Here is a 15764-nt window from a genome sequence, read left to right as displayed (position 1 = left end):
CCTTCGATCAAACGAAGAAGTTTAGGATGAAAAAGAAAGAAAAAGCGTCTTGAATAGAAGAAGAATTGTCAAGTTGTGAATTTGGAGATGTCTGGCTTCATAAAATATTTTATAAATTTCTTGAAAACTCGGTTGAAAATATCGGCGGCGGTATCTCGTTTACAAGTCAAGATTGGTCGAGCACCAAGGCGAGGGAACACGTCAAAATAGGAAGCAGAATCGAAACGGGCATCTGTGAACTCGCCGAAACCGTTAAGGAAGTAGAGGGTTTTAGGTATTTTGACTTTCGATCTGACGAAATTCCTTGTAAACTTTTGGACGTTTCTAAACTTCATAGGATGAGCTGGAAGTACCAAGTGAAGTGAAATGAAGGGTCTGCTGGGCAAATTCATTCTTGGTTTGAAGAGGCTGGTTTAGGTAAAGTTGTTTATTTTATTCATCCGGGAGAGACTCTTCCTGAAATTAAAAAAGGATATAGGCATGTTTCACAATTCGCTTATCCAGAAAATGGTATGTTCAAGAACGTTTCACTGGTTTGTAAAACTGATTGGCCAGAATTTCTGATTCAAAATGGAATTAAAAAAATACTCGTTACGATTTCGGATCCTCATAGTAGGTGGGTCGAAATTGAAAAGGCAAATGCGTTTGGTCTTGAACTAGTAAACGCAATTTACCCAACATCATTACTCCTCAGCGATTCTATCATTGGCAAGAACGTGATTATTCATCCGAAGTCAATTATCGGCTATAGAGCTGAATTAGAAGACGGAGTAATTGTAAATATTGGAACTCAAATAGATCATCATTGCAAAATTGAAAAGGCGGTGACAATAGATCCTGGAGTCGTTCTTGCGGGGAATGTTCTAATAGAAAACTTCTGTGTGCTTCATACTGGATCTATTATTAATAGAATTAAGGTTGGATTCAATTCTATTATAGGGGCGGGTGCCGTTGTAATACGGGATGTCGAACCGAATTCAAAGATAGTGGGCGTTCCTGGAAAGGAAATTAATAAGCGAAGGCCGTGAATTACATTTTATCTCAATTTAAGGAAATTCGTAGGAATGGTTGGAGGGCCCTTTTAAGAAAAATCGGTAGAGCGATAGATTATCTACTCACTTTCTTATTTTTTCCTTTAATACTTCTGCTTCTATTCTTTATACGCGGTATTAGAAAGTGGAAGCATATTCGATTTGGATATTTTGTATCTTCCCGAATTGGACATTTTGTTGCGGATGTTGGTATTTCATTTGCGGAAGCTAAAAAAAGTAGGGAGTATTTGGATTTCTATTTTATACCAAAACCTATATCCAATATGCAATGGTATAAAATGACATGCAGAAATTTTAATGTAACTAAAATCGCGGAAGCATTTTATAGAATTGATAAAATAATCTTTAAGAATTCGTTGCATAGAATTATTCCTCCTGCGGAAAGATTGAATTCGAGAGACAAAAACGGAGTTTTAAGTTCTAATACTGATTTGATACCTTTTACAAAGGATGAAAATATTTTTTGTAAAAATTGGCTTAAAAAAAAGGGATGGAAAGAAGATGAAGCGTTTATTTGTCTAATAGTACGAGATTCAGCTTATCTTCAAAAATATATGAGTGGTAGGAATTTTTCTTATCATAATTTTAGAGATACACAAATAAATACTTACCTTAATTCAGTAAAGCTCTTGGTTGAGATGGGATATTGGGTCTTTCGAATGGGTAAGGTAGCAAATGAAAGATTAGATTATAATCATGAAAGATTTATAGATTACCCATTTTCAATGGACCAAAATGATTTACTTGATATTTGGTTAATGGCTCATTCTTATTTTACTATTTCTACCGGAACTGGTTTGGATTCAGTTGCAGATATATATCGAAGACCAGCGCTTTATTTAAATTTAATACCTTTAAGCAATATAAATTCTTGGGCATATTCAATTACGGTGCCAAAATATCTGAAATGGAAAAAAACAGGCGAATATTTAACTTTTAAAGAATATCTGAACAATAACTATCAACACTCTGAAAAATATCAAGAAGTAGGGATCATGATAGAGGATCTTTCCTCTGAGGATATTTCCAAAGCAGTCCTTGAATTGGAATCTCGTTTGCGCGGAGAATGGAATGAAACTCATAGGCAAAAAGAATTGCAGGAGCAATTTTGGAAAGAACTCAAGAAGTGGAAGAATTTTTCCAAATATCATGGCTGGCTTCATCCTGAAGTTCGAGTTGGATCTCATTTTTTAATGAAGATGGGAAAAGATTTTTTTAAAGTTTAGGATCCCGTCCCAAAATCTTGATAGAACTTACGATAAGTTAGAATTTGAAGCAATCAATCTATTAGTTTTAGAACAAACTCTAAAATACGATAGTTTAGATAGATAGACCGCTCTGATAGTAGGAATTATGAAATCTTTCAACAACTCTAATAAACAAATAAAAACGAAAACAAGCATAGGCTCCATTTTTTTAGAATTTTTAAATCAATATCCCAAACAATTCGGTTTTTTATTTTTCCTATTAATACTAGAAGGTCTTATCGCCGCAATTTCCGTATTTTCGATCGTGCCCTTGGCGGATTTTCTTTTAGATGCAACCTTAACGAAGCCAAGTCAAATTACAAAAATTGTTTTGAAAGCCTTTGAACTCTTTTCAGTTTTACCTAATTTTTGGCATTTCGGATTTTTATTTTTTATTATGAATTTATGGAAAGGATTTTTAGATGTTACGATTCGTTTTGCTATTCTAAAAATCAAATATGCGGTTGTTCGAGGTTTACTGGGTGAAACCCTTCGTTCTTTTTTTAGCGCTCGATGGGAATTTTTTAGCAGCGCTGAAAATGGGAGATTATTGAACACTTTTAATAAGGAGTTGAATACGATCGGGGATACTTTGGGCGGTCTTGCTACGTTGCTCGCACAGACGATTCAACTGTTAATTTACTTAACTGTGCCATTATGGCTAAATACTACGATGACGATTACCGCACTCGGATTGTCTTTGGTTTTCGGCTTACCATTTTTGCTTTTGCATAAACTAAGCTATCGTTTAGGAAAACAAAATACGGAAACCGGAAATATTGCGATGGGTGTGTTAAGCGAAATTGTCAGTTCTGCAAGAATCATTTTAGGTTTTGGAAGACAAAAGGAAGCCCGCGATCGTTATTTGAAAGCACTGGATCAACACGTTAATGTTACCCTAAAATCGCAAACTTTATCAACGGCAATTCCTAAGTTTTTTCAGCCTCTAGCAATGTTGGCTGCCGTCATTGCTATGGGATTGGCGATTTCCGAATTGATTTTAATATCTGAATTGGCTGCCGTTATGTGGAGTCTATTGGCTTGTCTACCGCTTATCGCTTCTTTGATTCAAAGTAACGTAAGTATCAGTAATTTTTTGCCAAGTTACGAGCAACTTTTATCCTTACGAGAAAAGGCTGTTCGGTTTCAAGAGATAGAAGGGACTCGCATTTTTTCTAAATTAGAAAATTCAATTCAACTAAAAGACTTAAGTTTTACCTATCCTGGTAGGTCAAAAACTTTGGACTGCATTAATCTTAATATATTGAAAGGAAAAATGACAGCCTTTGCGGGAGAGTCTGGCGCGGGTAAATCGACGATTACTGATTTGATTCTTGGTTTGCAAATTCCGGATGAAGGTTATGTTTTGATCGATGGCATTTCTTTGAAAGAATGGAAGCAAAATTCTTTCAGAGAAAGAATCGGGTATGTTCCACAGGATCCGGTTTTATTTCATAGTTCAATTCGAGAAAATTTACTTTGGTCCATGAACTCTGTCGCTGAAAAGGAACTTTGGGAAGCATTATCACTGGCGAATGCGGAAAATTTTGTTAGAGAATTACCAAACGGTATTGATACGGTGGTTGGAGATAAAGGAACTCGACTTTCCGGTGGACAACGACAACGAATTGCCTTGGCAAGAGCTATCTTGAGAAAACCGGAATTGCTGATCCTGGACGAAGCTACAAGTTCATTGGACTCGGAATCCGAAACATTAATCCAGCGATCTATTGAACAAGTTGCGAAAGGAACTACTGTAATCGTCGTCGCACATCGTTTATCTACGATTGCTAAGGCGGATATGGTATATGTTTTGAGTCAGGGAAAGATCCTTGAACAAGGATCTTTTGCCCAATTAAGTGTTAAGCCGGAAGGTATTTTGGAAAAGATGATTAAAACACAGCTATCGTTGAAGAATTTGTGAGTATAAAAAATTTAGTTCATCTTCTTTTTACAGCAGATCTTATATAGACTATTAATGAGAAGCTGATCAATCTAATCTGTTTTAGAACAAGAACGAGTTATAATGGTAATTGAGGTATGTTTTAAAAAGTAAATATGAAAAATACTACAGTAAGCGATTTACGTAAAATAAAGTTCTGGCAACATTCAAAAAATGGAGTATTAAGTGTATTTGAAGGCTCTAATGAAAATAGTGTTCCCTTTTCAATTGCTAGGGTATTTACAATTTCTGGAGTTTTGATCGGTGGTGTGAGGGGGAATCACGCTCATCGCAAATGCATTCAACTAGTTGTTTGTTTGATAGGAAGTGTGACTATAGAAATTACTGACGGTAGAAATAAAAAAGAAATCGTTCTTAACAATTCTAGTATAGGACTCTTAATTCCGGCAGGTTTATGGAACACCATTATTTTTAATCAACTAGAATCAGTAATTGCGGTATTCTGCGACCGAATTTATGAGGAAGATGATTATCTACGTGATCCGGCGGAATTTCTAATTTATAAAGGTATTTTACATGCGTGAGGAAGAATATATTCTCATGGATCAGCTTGAAGAGCGAATGTGGTGGTTTCAGGCATTGAGGAGAATTGTAAGAATTGTTTTAACTCCATACTTGGCTGACTCTGACAAAATATTCGATGCTGGATGTGGGACTGGTGGCATGCTACAAGTTTTGGAAAAATATTTTCCCCGAATTCAACTTTATGGACTCGATTATTCCTTTGAAGCTTGTAAGCTAAGTAGACGGAAAACGAATGCTACTATCGACCAAGGTTCGATTATGTCGATCCCATTCAAAAATGAATTTTTTGATGTGCTACTTAGTTTAGATGTTTTGGAACACAAATCCGTGGATCCTTCGATCGCTTTAAATGAGTTTAATCGGTGTCTTAAGAAAGGAGGATATCTACTATTAAATTTACCTGCTTATGATTGGATGTTGTCATATCATGACGAAGCTGTAGAGCAAATAAGGCGATTCTCAGTTAATCAAATTAGAAAAGAATTAAATAGCAAAGGCTTTCAAATAATTTATATAACTTATTGGAATAGCTTTCTTTTCCCGCTTATGGTACTGCGTAGAAAAATTTTTACCCGAAAAGATCGAGAAAGTGATGTGAAGTCATTCCATCCTTTGATTGAATTTATTTTTAAAAGTTTTATAAAATTAGAAGAATGTATGATATCCTGGCGTATTTTTTTACCATTCGGCGGATCAGTCTTAGTTCTAGCTAAAAAGGAAAGTTAATATGATTGGATTATCTACAGTAATTCCCGTATACAAAGGAGCTAATTCAATTGGTCCGCTCGTAAAAGAATTGTCTAAATTAGAAATTGAGAACGGATTTGAAATCATTTTAGTAAATGATGGCAGCCCAGATAATAGCTATCAAATAATAAAAAGTCTTGTAGAGGAAACTACTTTGCCGATTATTTCTATTGATCTAGCTCGGAATTTTGGAGAGCATAACGCTGTTATGGCTGGGTTATCTGTTGCTGATGGTGATTATATTATTAATATAGATGATGATTTTCAAAATCCTCCGTCTGAAGTTAAGAAATTATATGACTATGCAAGAGTAAATTCAGACTTAGATGTTATTTATACTTTTTATGCGAAGAAGAAACATTCGTTCTTTAGAAATCTTGGAAGTAAATTTACAAATTGGGCGGCTAATTTTTTATTAGATAAACCTAAAAATCTTTATCTCTCTAGTTTTCGTTGTATAAATCGTTTTACAAAAGATAATATTGTTTCATATGTCGGTCCTTATCCATATATGGATGGATTGATTTTGCAAACTACACAAAAAATCGGTAGCTTGCTTGTCGAACACAAATCCCGGTTAGGCGGAGAGAGTAATTATACTTTTCGTCGCCTTATTCGTCTCTGGACTGCAATGTTTGTAAATTTTTCCGTGATGCCTCTTCGAATTAGTAGTTTGTTTGGAATCACGACTTGTTTTCTTGGATTCATTATGGCACTTGTAACTGTCATTGAAAGATTTACTGGCGATACACCCGTTGGTTGGACGTCTCTAATGGCTGGGCTACTTATATTTTCTGGTGTTCAACTTTTAATTTTGGGAATGATTGGAGAATATTTAGGTCGTCTTTTTTTAACAGTAAATGGGCGTCCTCAGTTTGTAATCCGCGAGATAAAACAAAGTAAAAAGAAAACTAAATATAAGAAATGATTTTAGGGAACCTTTAAAAAAAACCATATTTTTTAAAAATCTATATTATAGAATTCTTTAGAAGAGTGTTTTGCTTTTATCCAAATATTAAAACGGAAGTTTTTAGGGTTCCCTTTACAAAATGTTTTCAAAATTTTATTTCAAGAGACCGTAACTATGAATCTTAACGAAAAAAAAATGAAATTAATTTCATGGGTTGTTCTTTCTTCGGCTCTTTTTTTAAGTTTCTTTTTTCCATGGGAAATGGGAGGCGAATCATGGGGATATTGGAGTTTTACTAAAATTCTAAACGAAACAGGTCATTTTGTAAACTTAGACCGTTCGCCTCTTTATACGCTGTATCTATTACCTTTTAGCTTAATTCCATATCCATATTCTACTTATTTGGAATATTTGCTTTCGATGCTAATAGTTCTGTTAGCCATGAACATTTTTTTAGTTACGGAAATTAAAAATGTGTTTGCGGCTTTGGTTGGGACAATTATTTGGATTCCAATTTTTCAAAGTTTTGAACCGCCAGTTCAGAAGTTAGGACTTGCTTCTGTTTTATTCGCTTTTACTTTAAGGAATAGTAATGTTTTTTTTAAAAAATACTGTATTGCATACAGTTTATTAATCTTAGCGTATTTATTGAGGCCCGTTTATTTATTTCCTCTTGTGTTTTTAATCCTCTATGATTTTGTAATTCAGATTCAGGCAATCTATCGCAAGGAGTTTGTTTTTAACTTAAAGAAAACATTCTCTATGTTATTCGTTTTCTCCTTGTTATTTTTAATCCAACTCACTTTCTCTTTAAATCAAATAAAAGATCCTTGGAATAATGCTATGTTTGGAACATCTCAATGGTTTCCAGGGGGGGATGATCTTTTTTCTATTGGTCTAATTCAGGCTATCAGTTGGCATTATATTCCGATCAAATATGGAACCTTTGATAATTACGACTTTTGGCAAACTCAAAAGGAATTGTTTGGAAACGCTGTAACTTTTACCGGAATGATTCAAGCCAATCCTTCCTTTCTTGTTGAGTTTTTTGTTTGGAATACTATACGTTTAATAAGAGCGGTTACCTGGAATTTTCCTAATATGGGTTTAGTTGGATATAAAGATCTTTTTTTGAGAATGGTATTGATTGGATTAACTGTTTGGGGAATATTCAGATTTTCTAAAAAACGACTTTTTTTTCAAGTAAAAATGTTGAGTTTGTGTGTCTCTGCCTTCATTTGTATTATCAATTGGCCGGCTACGCGATATATGATGCCGCTAACTCCGTTAATTTCTCTTTCGGCATATTACTATTTTACTTCAGTTAAGATAAATCGTATAGCTATAAAGCTAATTGCAGGTTGTTTCATTTTAGTATTTTTTTTCTTTCAACCACTTTTCGAATGGGGTAGAAAGCTTCGACAAGTAGGGATTGATTACTTTGTAGATGGACAACCTAAAATTCTTACCTCTAGAGTAAGATCGATGAGTTCGGTTCATAATGAATTGGATAAGTATGTTCATGGTTGTTCAGGAATCATGTCCTTAGAATATTCATATCTTTTTGCTTTCTTTTCAATACCAAGGGAAATAATATTTGATTTATGGGAAATACCTCCATTTGGTTCTTTAGGTAAATCTGAATATAAAGGTCTGAGAAGGGATAGGGTAGATTGTTTGTTCATTTCAAACGGGTTGGAAACTGGAATTGGGATGGGGACAAATCAAAAACTGAGATATTTAAATTATATTAAACCATATGCAGATTATTTATTAAGTCAAGGAGCAATGGTTTCTAATATAAATGGTTACGGAAAAGTTATATTTTTTGAACAAGAAAATAGATAGAATTAACTTATAGTTAGTTTAAGAACTTGATAAGTTATATAAAAGAAAGTTTCTTTTATGTTAGGTGAAAGAGATATGCAAGAAGAGGTCTAAAATTTTTCCGAACTCATACAAAAGCCGAACGGTTATTTCGCATCTATGTTTGAAATGCAGACAGGAACCAGCGTTAGAAAGTGACTGATCAAAAAATACTCGGTTTGATTCCAGCACGGGGGGGATCCAAAGGAATTCCGAGAAAAAATATAAAACTCATCGCGGGGAAACCTTTGATTGTTTGGACGATCGAAGCCGCCTTGAAGTCGAAGCATTTGACTTCAATTGTCGTTTCCACAGACGATCCTGAAATTGCAGAAATAGCAGAGCAATCGGGTGCATCTGTTCCGTTTCTCAGGCCTGCTGAATTGGCGACTGATTATTCTTCCGGAATTGATCCCGTTTTACACGCGCTTGACAATTTACCGGGATTCGATTATGTGATGCTCTTACAACCTACCTCCCCGCTTCGAACAAGTGCTGATATAGACGATTGTATCGAATTTACTATGCGTAAAAAGACGAATAGCGTTGTTTCGGTTTGCGAAGCGCAGGAAAATCCGTTTTGGATGTTTCGTTTGGACGACGACTCATTCAAGATGACTAAATTGTTGAATGGGGAAGATGTGGCGCGTAGACAAGATAGTCCTAAAGTATTTACACTGAACGGATCAATTTATTTATCAGAAGTAAATTATTTTCGTGAAAAGAAAAAATTCATCACCGATGATACTCTCGCTTATTTGATGAGCAAGGAGAATTCAATCGATATTGACGATATGATAGATTGGAAATTGGCAGAGATTTTACTTTTGGATAAAGTATAAATATGATTCTAATTACCGGTGCAGACGGGTTTATAGGTTCTCATTTGACGGAAACTCTTGTTCGGCAAGGTCACGAAGTAAGAGCATTCGTACTTTATAATTCTTTTAATTCTTGGGGATGGTTGGATCAGTGTCCGGACGATATCAAGGGTAAATTTGAAGTTTTTTCAGGGGATATTCGTGATCCGAACGGGGTGCGGGCGGCAATGAAAGGTTGCGATGCGGTTCTGCATTTAGCTGCTTTGATCGCGATACCTTACTCTTACCACTCACCGGATACATATATCGATACGAATGTTAAAGGGACTTTAAACGTAGTTCAAGCGGCTCGAGATCTGAATGTATCCAAAGTGATTCATACATCCACGAGTGAGGTCTATGGAACTGCTAGATTTGTTCCGATTACGGAAGAACATCCTTTACAAGGCCAATCCCCTTATTCCGCCAGTAAGATTGGTGCAGATCAGATCGCTATGTCCTTTTATAATTCCTTTGGGACGCCGGTTAGTATCATTCGTCCTTTCAATACGTATGGTCCGAGGCAATCCGCTAGGGCGGTGATTCCTACTATTATTACACAAATTGCTAAAGGGAATAGGAAGATAAAGTTAGGCGCCGTTCATCCTACTAGAGACTTTAATTTTGTAAAAGACACAGTTGCGGGTTTTATTGCGGCTTTGAATTCGGATGTTTGTGTGGGAGAAGTGATTAATCTTGGAAGTAACTATGAAATTTCCGTGGGAGATACGGTTCGATTGATCGCCGAAGTTATGAAAGTGAACGTTGAAATTGAATCCGATGATCAAAGACTTAGACCGGAAAAAAGCGAAGTCGAAAGGTTATGGGCTTCCAATCAAAAAGCAAAAGATTTAATCAATTGGTCTCCTGAATACGGAGGGAGAGATGGTTTTAAAAGAGGCCTCTCTGAAACGATTGATTGGTTTTCTGATATAGATAATCTTTCCTTTTATAAAACAGATATTTATAATATATAATGTTAAGTGAACAAATTGTATCCGTTTTAAGATCGGTGATCACTGATAAAAATGATGTCGTTCCATTGCATGAGCCGATTTTCCAAGGGAACGAGTGGGCCTATGTAAAAGAGTGTTTGGATACAACTTTTGTATCTTCGGTAGGTAAGTTCGTAGATCGATTTGAGAAAGATCTGGTGGAGTTTACGGGAGCCGGATATGCAGTTGCGGTTACAAATGGAACCGCCGCATTACAGATCGCTCTTAAACTTGCAGGAGTTCAAGCCCAAGACGAAGTATTAGTTCCTTCCCTAACTTTTATTGCAACCGCAAATGCGGTTAGTTATTTAGGAGCATTTCCCCACCTTATTGACAGTGAGGAAAATACTTTGGGGGTATCAGCGACTTCTCTCAAGGAGCATTTGAATTTTATTGGAGAAATTCGATCAGGGCAGTGTTTTAATAAAAAAACGGGTAATCGAATTAGTGCAATCGTTCCTATGCATACCTTTGGCCATCCCGTCGATATCGACGGATTGTTCGCAGTGGCTAAAGATTACCATCTTGTAGTTGTTGAGGACGCTGCAGAATCTCTTGGAAGTTATTACCATGGAAAACATACCGGAACGTTCGGCTTATTAGGAACTCTGAGTTTTAATGGTAATAAAACGATTACTACGGGAGGCGGAGGGGCTATTCTTACAAATGATAGAAATTTAGCTACTCTGGCTAAACATATTACGACCACTGCCAAACTTCCTCATGCTTGGGAATACACTCATGATATGATCGGTTATAATTTCAGATTACCGAATATCAATGCGGCTCTTGGTTGTGCTCAATTAGAAATGCTACCTCAGTTTTTAACCGCTAAAAGAGCACTTTATGAAAGTTATAAGAATGCTTTTTCAGTTGTGAAAAATGCGAAACTACAATCGGAACCGAAAGGCTGCAAGAGTAATTATTGGCTTCAAACTCTAATACTAGACTCTTCTGTAATGAACGAAAGAGATTCGATTCTTAAGACAACCAATGATTGCGGTCTTATGACAAGACCAGCTTGGACTTTACTTCACAAACTGAAGCCATACCAAAGTTGCTTTCGAGCGGAACTTCCCGTAGCTGAATCGTTGGAAAAAAGGCTTATTAATATTCCAAGTAGTGCGAATATTATTGATGGGTAAGAAAGATATTGTTTTAATTGGGGCTGGAGGCCACTCTAAGGCATGCATTGATACGATTGAATACGAAAATAAGTTTCGTATTATAGGTTTAATTGGAGTAAGGGAAGACATAGGGAAAAGTTTACTAGGATATGAAATTATTGGAGAAGATTCTGACTTAGTTAAAATTCGGAGGCACGTAGAGAACGCATTTATCGTAATAGGACAAATTAAAAATTCTGAGATTCGTAAAGAAATTTATAATAAACTCAAGTCTCTCGGATTTAATCTTCCTACCATTTTATCGCCTTTAGCCTATTTATCGAAATACGCAAAAGTTGGGGAAGGTACCATTTTAATGCATTATTCGATTGTTAATTCAGGTGCAAGTATAGGTGTTAATTCTATTATTAACACTAAAGTGCTTATCGAACATGATTGTTCGATAGGAAATCATTGTCATGTCGCCACTGCCTCAATTCTAAATGGAGGCGTTCGATTAGGAGACGAATCTTTCATAGGGAGTGGGACTATTATTCGTGAGGGAGTTCATATCGGAAAAAAATGTCTCGTTGGTATGGGCTCCAAAATATTGAAGAACATTTCTGATCATGAGAAAATTATATCAAAATGAAAATTACAATATGAATACTTTAATTATTGCCGAAGCAGGGGTAAATCATAATGGAGATATGAATATCGCAGAGAAATTGATTAACGTTGCGTTTGATGCAGGCGTGGATATAGTAAAATTTCAGACGTTTCATGCAACCGAACTAGCCTCGAATTTTGCGAAAAAAGCTGATTATCAAATATCTAATATGCAAGAAGGTGGAACACAGGTTTCAATGTTGAAAAAATTGGAACTTTCGGTTCAAGACCATTTTCGATTGATTGAAATTTGTAAAAAAAAGAATATTCAGTTTCTTTCAACTGCTTTTGATTTAAAAAGTATCGACCTTTTAATCGAACTTGGTTTATCGTTATGGAAAATTCCAAGCGGTGAAATAACAAATTATCCTTATCTGAAAAAGATCGGTGAATTGAATCAGAAAATTATTCTTTCCACGGGAATGGCAAATTTAGGTGAGATTGAATCAGCATTGAATGTATTAATTAATTCCGGCTCATCCCTCGAAAATATTACGATTTTACATTGTACAACCGAGTATCCGGCTCCATTTCATGAAGTTAATCTTTATGCAATGGAAACTTTAAAATCTGCGTTCCGGGCAAAAGTAGGTTATTCTGATCACACTGTAGGAATCGAAGTTGCGATTGCAGCGGTTGCTCTTGGTGCTACAGTGATTGAAAAGCATTTTACACTAGATAAAAATTTACCAGGTCCCGATCATAAGGCTTCTCTTGAACCGAACGAGCTTAAAACGATGGTCTCCTCAATTCGTAATATAGAGAAATCTATGGGAGACGGAATTAAAAAACCAAGTAGCAGTGAAAGAAAGAACATCCCCATAGCAAGGAAATCAATTGTAGCTACTCGTAATATTTCAAAAGGAGAAATTTTTTCCGAATCGAATATTACAACAAAAAGACCAGGAGATGGACTGTCTCCTATGAATTGGGATATGGTAATCGGAAAGCAAGCTAGAAGAGATTTCCAGATCGATGAATTGATCGAGTTATGAAAAGGAAAATTTGTGTTATTACTGGCACTCGTGCTGACTACGGTCTGCTTCGTTGGTTGATTTTGGAAATTTCAAAATCTTCTAAACTTGACTTACAAATCATCGCTACGGGAATGCATCTGTCTCCTGAATTTGGTTTAACTTATAAGGAGATAGAAAATGATGGTTTTCTCATTCATAAAAAGATAGAAATTCTTTTGAGTTCGGACAGTACAGTCGGGGTTTCTAAATCGATTGGGTTAGGTTTAATTGGTTTTTCAGAGGCTTTTGCAGATTTAAATCCCGATATTATATTAGTCCTGGGGGATCGTTTCGAAATTCTTGCAGCGACCGTGGCGGCTTTGATTTCGAGAATTCCAGTTGCGCATTTGCATGGAGGTGAAACTACCGAGGGGGCTTTTGATGAAGGGATCAGACATTCCATTACAAAGATGTCGCACTTACATTTTGTGGCAGCTAATGAGTATCGTAATAGAATAATTCAGTTAGGCGAGGATCCTTCTAATGTTTTTTTGGTTGGGGGAATGGGGATAGACGGGATTAAAAAGTCGAATCTTTTAAAAAAGGAAGAATTAGAATCGTCTCTCAATATTAAATTTAAAAAAAATAATTTATTAATTACGTTTCATCCGGTAACTTTAGAGGAATCTACTGCGAAGGTTCAAATGATCGAGTTGCTTTTAAGTTTGGAAACTCTAAGTCCGGAAATTGGTTTGATATTTACGATGCCAAATGCCGATACGGATGGTCGTATTATTTTCGAGCTTGTCAAAGAATTTACTAGTTCACACTCAAATGCATGGTATTTTACGTCTCTCGGTCAGACTCGCTATTTGTCTTGTTTACAATTTGTGGATGCGGTTGTCGGGAACTCTTCTAGTGGAATTATCGAAGCGCCGAGCTTTAAAATTGGTACAATCAATATAGGCGATCGCCAAAAGGGTAGGTTGAGAGCGAAAAGCATCATCGATTGTGAGCCGAAGAAGATAGAAATCATAGATGCTTTTAAAAGACTTTATTCTTCTGATTTTCAAAAAAATCTTTCTACGACTGTCAATCCTTATGGTGAAGGCGGAGCGAGTGAGAAAATTGTAAGGATATTAGAAAAGATTGATATACAAGGAATTCTTAAAAAGAAATTTTTTAATCTTCAATTCTAAGAGTTTATCTTAAAACATATAAGGACCTTCCCAAAACAACGGGACGGGTCCTTGCAGTTTAATCTTTCTGATAACGTAAACTGGAATTTTGGGACACGCTGTAAGTAAAGTTGAAAATCTTAAAGTTTTCTATTTTGGAACAAAACTTCTATTGAAGACAATCAAATCTAAAGCCTTTCGGAAAAGACTGTTTTTAGATCGATGGCTATTGTTGTGTGACTTTTAAATCATTTTTTAATTAAATTGATATGAAAAATTGGAAAAATGTCCTTATTAACTCTGATTTAAGCCTACAGGATGCTATTAAAATCTTAGACAAAGAAGCGCTTTGTATTGTCTTAATCGTTGATGAAAATAAAAAACTTTTAGGTACATTAACCGACGGTGATGTTCGTCGTGCATTGATGCAAAATAAAGGACTTGCAATTTCAGTGAATGAGGTGATGTCATCCAAGCCTAAAGTGGCTCATGCTAATTGGACTAAGGAGCGTATGCTTCTCGAAATGGAAAAGTATGAACTTTTACATTTACCGATTGTAGACGAACAAGGAATTTTGGTAGGATTGGAAACGGTTCACGGTCTTTTAGAAAAACCTAAATTTGATAATCCTGTTTTTCTAATGGCTGGAGGGTTTGGAACTCGATTGTATCCTTTGACGAATCATTGCCCCAAGCCTATGTTGAAAGTGGGGAATAAGCCAATATTAGAATTAATTTTAGAAGGGTTTGTAACCGCCGGTTTTCATCGTTTTTTTATTTCTACTCATTTTATGTCGGATGTAATCAAGAATTACTTTGAAAATGGAAAACGATGGAATGTAAGTATTGAATACGTTCATGAAGAGAATCCTTTGGGAACAGGTGGTGCTCTTGGATTACTACCACACGATCAAATTGATCAACCTATGTTCATGATGAATGGGGATTTATTGACTAATCTCAATTATCTTTCTTTATTAGAATTTCATGAAAAAGAAGGTGGGGTTGCTACGGTTTGTGTTAGAGAGTTCGACTATCAAGTTCCCTACGGCGTTATACAATCTAACGGTCATCGTGTGGTCGAAATTGTTGAAAAGCCTGTACAACGTTTTAACGTGAATGCAGGTATCTATCTATTAAATCCTGATTTCGTAAAATCGGTCAAAAAAGGACAAACGATCGATATGCCTAGTCTCATAGAAAAAGAATTGAAGTCTTCTAAACAAATAAACATTTTTCCAATTCACGAATATTGGTTGGATATCGGAAGAATGGAGGAATTCGAACGCGCTCAAGGAGACTGGGTACAATTATTCAACGAATGATTTGAAGGATAGCGATACCGCAAGAGATTATCAAAACTTCCTCTAATAAGAAAATGTTTTATCATCGAATTAATAGAATTATTTATAGTTTGTCCTAAAACTCCAATTTACTTTGCCAAAAGGTCAAACACTCAACACTCTCTATGGGTCGTGTTGTGGGTTTACGGACAGGTTCTTATAATTACGTATATAATAGAATTCTTATAGTATAGTTTTGGAACTTATTGATAAAATTTGATTTTTTTGGAAAAAGATCAAATGTCTGTCAAATTTTTTCAATTTAGAAATGGATTCTATTATATAACAAGATGATATCGAATATTCTTTGCGATTTTTAAATTCTTGAAATTATTCCAAGCTATAAA

15 protein-coding genes are annotated in these 15764 nt (G+C 35.6%); all 15 read left to right on the top strand.

From position 1 onward, the window contains the following. The first annotated feature begins 65 nt into the window (after positions 1 to 65). The 15 genes from BW942_RS05005 to BW942_RS04935 all read left to right on the top strand — a co-directional run bounded on the left by BW942_RS05005 (position 66) and on the right by BW942_RS04935 (position 15399). Positions 66 to 365, top strand: coding sequence for a fucose synthetase (locus tag BW942_RS05005; protein ID WP_000093099.1), 300 nt, complete (start codon positions 66 to 68; stop codon positions 363 to 365). A gap of 147 nt (positions 366 to 512) precedes the next feature. Further along, positions 513 to 1028, top strand: coding sequence for an acetyltransferase (locus tag BW942_RS05000; RefSeq protein ID WP_000475975.1), 516 nt, complete (start codon positions 513 to 515; stop codon positions 1026 to 1028). Continuing rightward, positions 1025 to 2278: a TIGR04372 family glycosyltransferase gene (locus tag BW942_RS04995; RefSeq protein WP_001106774.1), complete on the top strand. Its 1254-nt coding sequence runs from the start codon at positions 1025 to 1027 to the stop codon at positions 2276 to 2278. The genes BW942_RS05000 and BW942_RS04995 overlap by 4 nt, the downstream gene beginning before the upstream one ends. 127 nt (positions 2279 to 2405) lie before the next feature. Further along, positions 2406 to 4223, top strand: coding sequence for an ABC transporter ATP-binding protein (locus BW942_RS04990; RefSeq protein ID WP_000834715.1), 1818 nt, complete (start codon positions 2406 to 2408; stop codon positions 4221 to 4223). Between the two features lie 134 nt (positions 4224 to 4357). Further along, positions 4358 to 4786 carry a sugar 3,4-ketoisomerase gene (locus tag BW942_RS04985; RefSeq protein ID WP_000799638.1) on the top strand — a complete coding sequence of 143 codons (429 nt, stop codon included), beginning with the start codon at positions 4358 to 4360 and terminating at the stop codon, positions 4784 to 4786. Then, the gene (locus tag BW942_RS04980) at positions 4779 to 5513 is read left to right on the top strand and encodes a class I SAM-dependent methyltransferase (RefSeq protein ID WP_001206409.1); all 735 of its coding nucleotides are present in this window, start codon (positions 4779 to 4781) and stop codon (positions 5511 to 5513) included. The genes BW942_RS04985 and BW942_RS04980 overlap by 8 nt, the downstream gene beginning before the upstream one ends. Before the next feature lies 1 nt (position 5514). After that, positions 5515 to 6462 carry a glycosyltransferase family 2 protein gene (locus tag BW942_RS04975; protein WP_000579821.1) on the top strand — a complete coding sequence of 316 codons (948 nt, stop codon included), beginning with the start codon at positions 5515 to 5517 and terminating at the stop codon, positions 6460 to 6462. 156 nt (positions 6463 to 6618) lie between these two features. Next, on the top strand, positions 6619 to 8292 hold the full coding sequence (locus BW942_RS04970) for a hypothetical protein (protein ID WP_001052315.1): 1674 nt from the start codon (positions 6619 to 6621) through the stop codon (positions 8290 to 8292). A 173-nt stretch (positions 8293 to 8465) separates the two neighbouring features. Further along, positions 8466 to 9152, top strand: coding sequence for an acylneuraminate cytidylyltransferase family protein (locus BW942_RS04965; protein ID WP_000132016.1), 687 nt, complete (start codon positions 8466 to 8468; stop codon positions 9150 to 9152). A 2-nt stretch (positions 9153 to 9154) separates the two neighbouring features. Next, positions 9155 to 10147: an NAD-dependent 4,6-dehydratase LegB gene (locus BW942_RS04960; protein WP_000600889.1), complete on the top strand. Its 993-nt coding sequence runs from the start codon at positions 9155 to 9157 to the stop codon at positions 10145 to 10147. After that, positions 10147 to 11310 (top strand): LegC family aminotransferase, encoded by a 1164-nt coding sequence (locus tag BW942_RS04955; protein ID WP_000947844.1) that lies wholly within the window; start codon positions 10147 to 10149, stop codon positions 11308 to 11310. Before BW942_RS04960 ends, BW942_RS04955 begins: the two co-directional genes overlap by 1 nt. Continuing rightward, a complete protein-coding gene (locus BW942_RS04950; protein WP_000516588.1) occupies positions 11303 to 11923 on the top strand; it encodes an acetyltransferase in 621 nt (206 codons plus the stop codon). The genes BW942_RS04955 and BW942_RS04950 overlap by 8 nt, the downstream gene beginning before the upstream one ends. After that, positions 11901 to 12935 (top strand): N-acetylneuraminate synthase, encoded by a 1035-nt coding sequence (gene neuB, locus BW942_RS04945; RefSeq protein ID WP_001230564.1) that lies wholly within the window; start codon positions 11901 to 11903, stop codon positions 12933 to 12935. The genes BW942_RS04950 and neuB overlap by 23 nt, the downstream gene beginning before the upstream one ends. Beyond that, positions 12932 to 14095, top strand: coding sequence for a UDP-N-acetylglucosamine 2-epimerase (neuC, locus tag BW942_RS04940; protein ID WP_000823150.1), 1164 nt, complete (start codon positions 12932 to 12934; stop codon positions 14093 to 14095). The genes neuB and neuC overlap by 4 nt, the downstream gene beginning before the upstream one ends. A gap of 248 nt (positions 14096 to 14343) precedes the next feature. Continuing rightward, entirely contained in the window at positions 14344 to 15399 is a 1056-nt protein-coding gene (locus BW942_RS04935; RefSeq protein WP_002969399.1) for a nucleotidyltransferase family protein, read from the top strand. Positions 15400 to 15764 lie beyond the last annotated feature (365 nt).

It is taken from the genome of Leptospira interrogans, from assembly GCF_900156205.1.
In the GTDB taxonomy this organism is placed as follows: domain Bacteria; phylum Spirochaetota; class Leptospiria; order Leptospirales; family Leptospiraceae; genus Leptospira; species Leptospira interrogans.
Note: the sequence above shows the minus strand (reverse complement) of the source record. Positions and strands in the feature narration are given on the sequence as shown.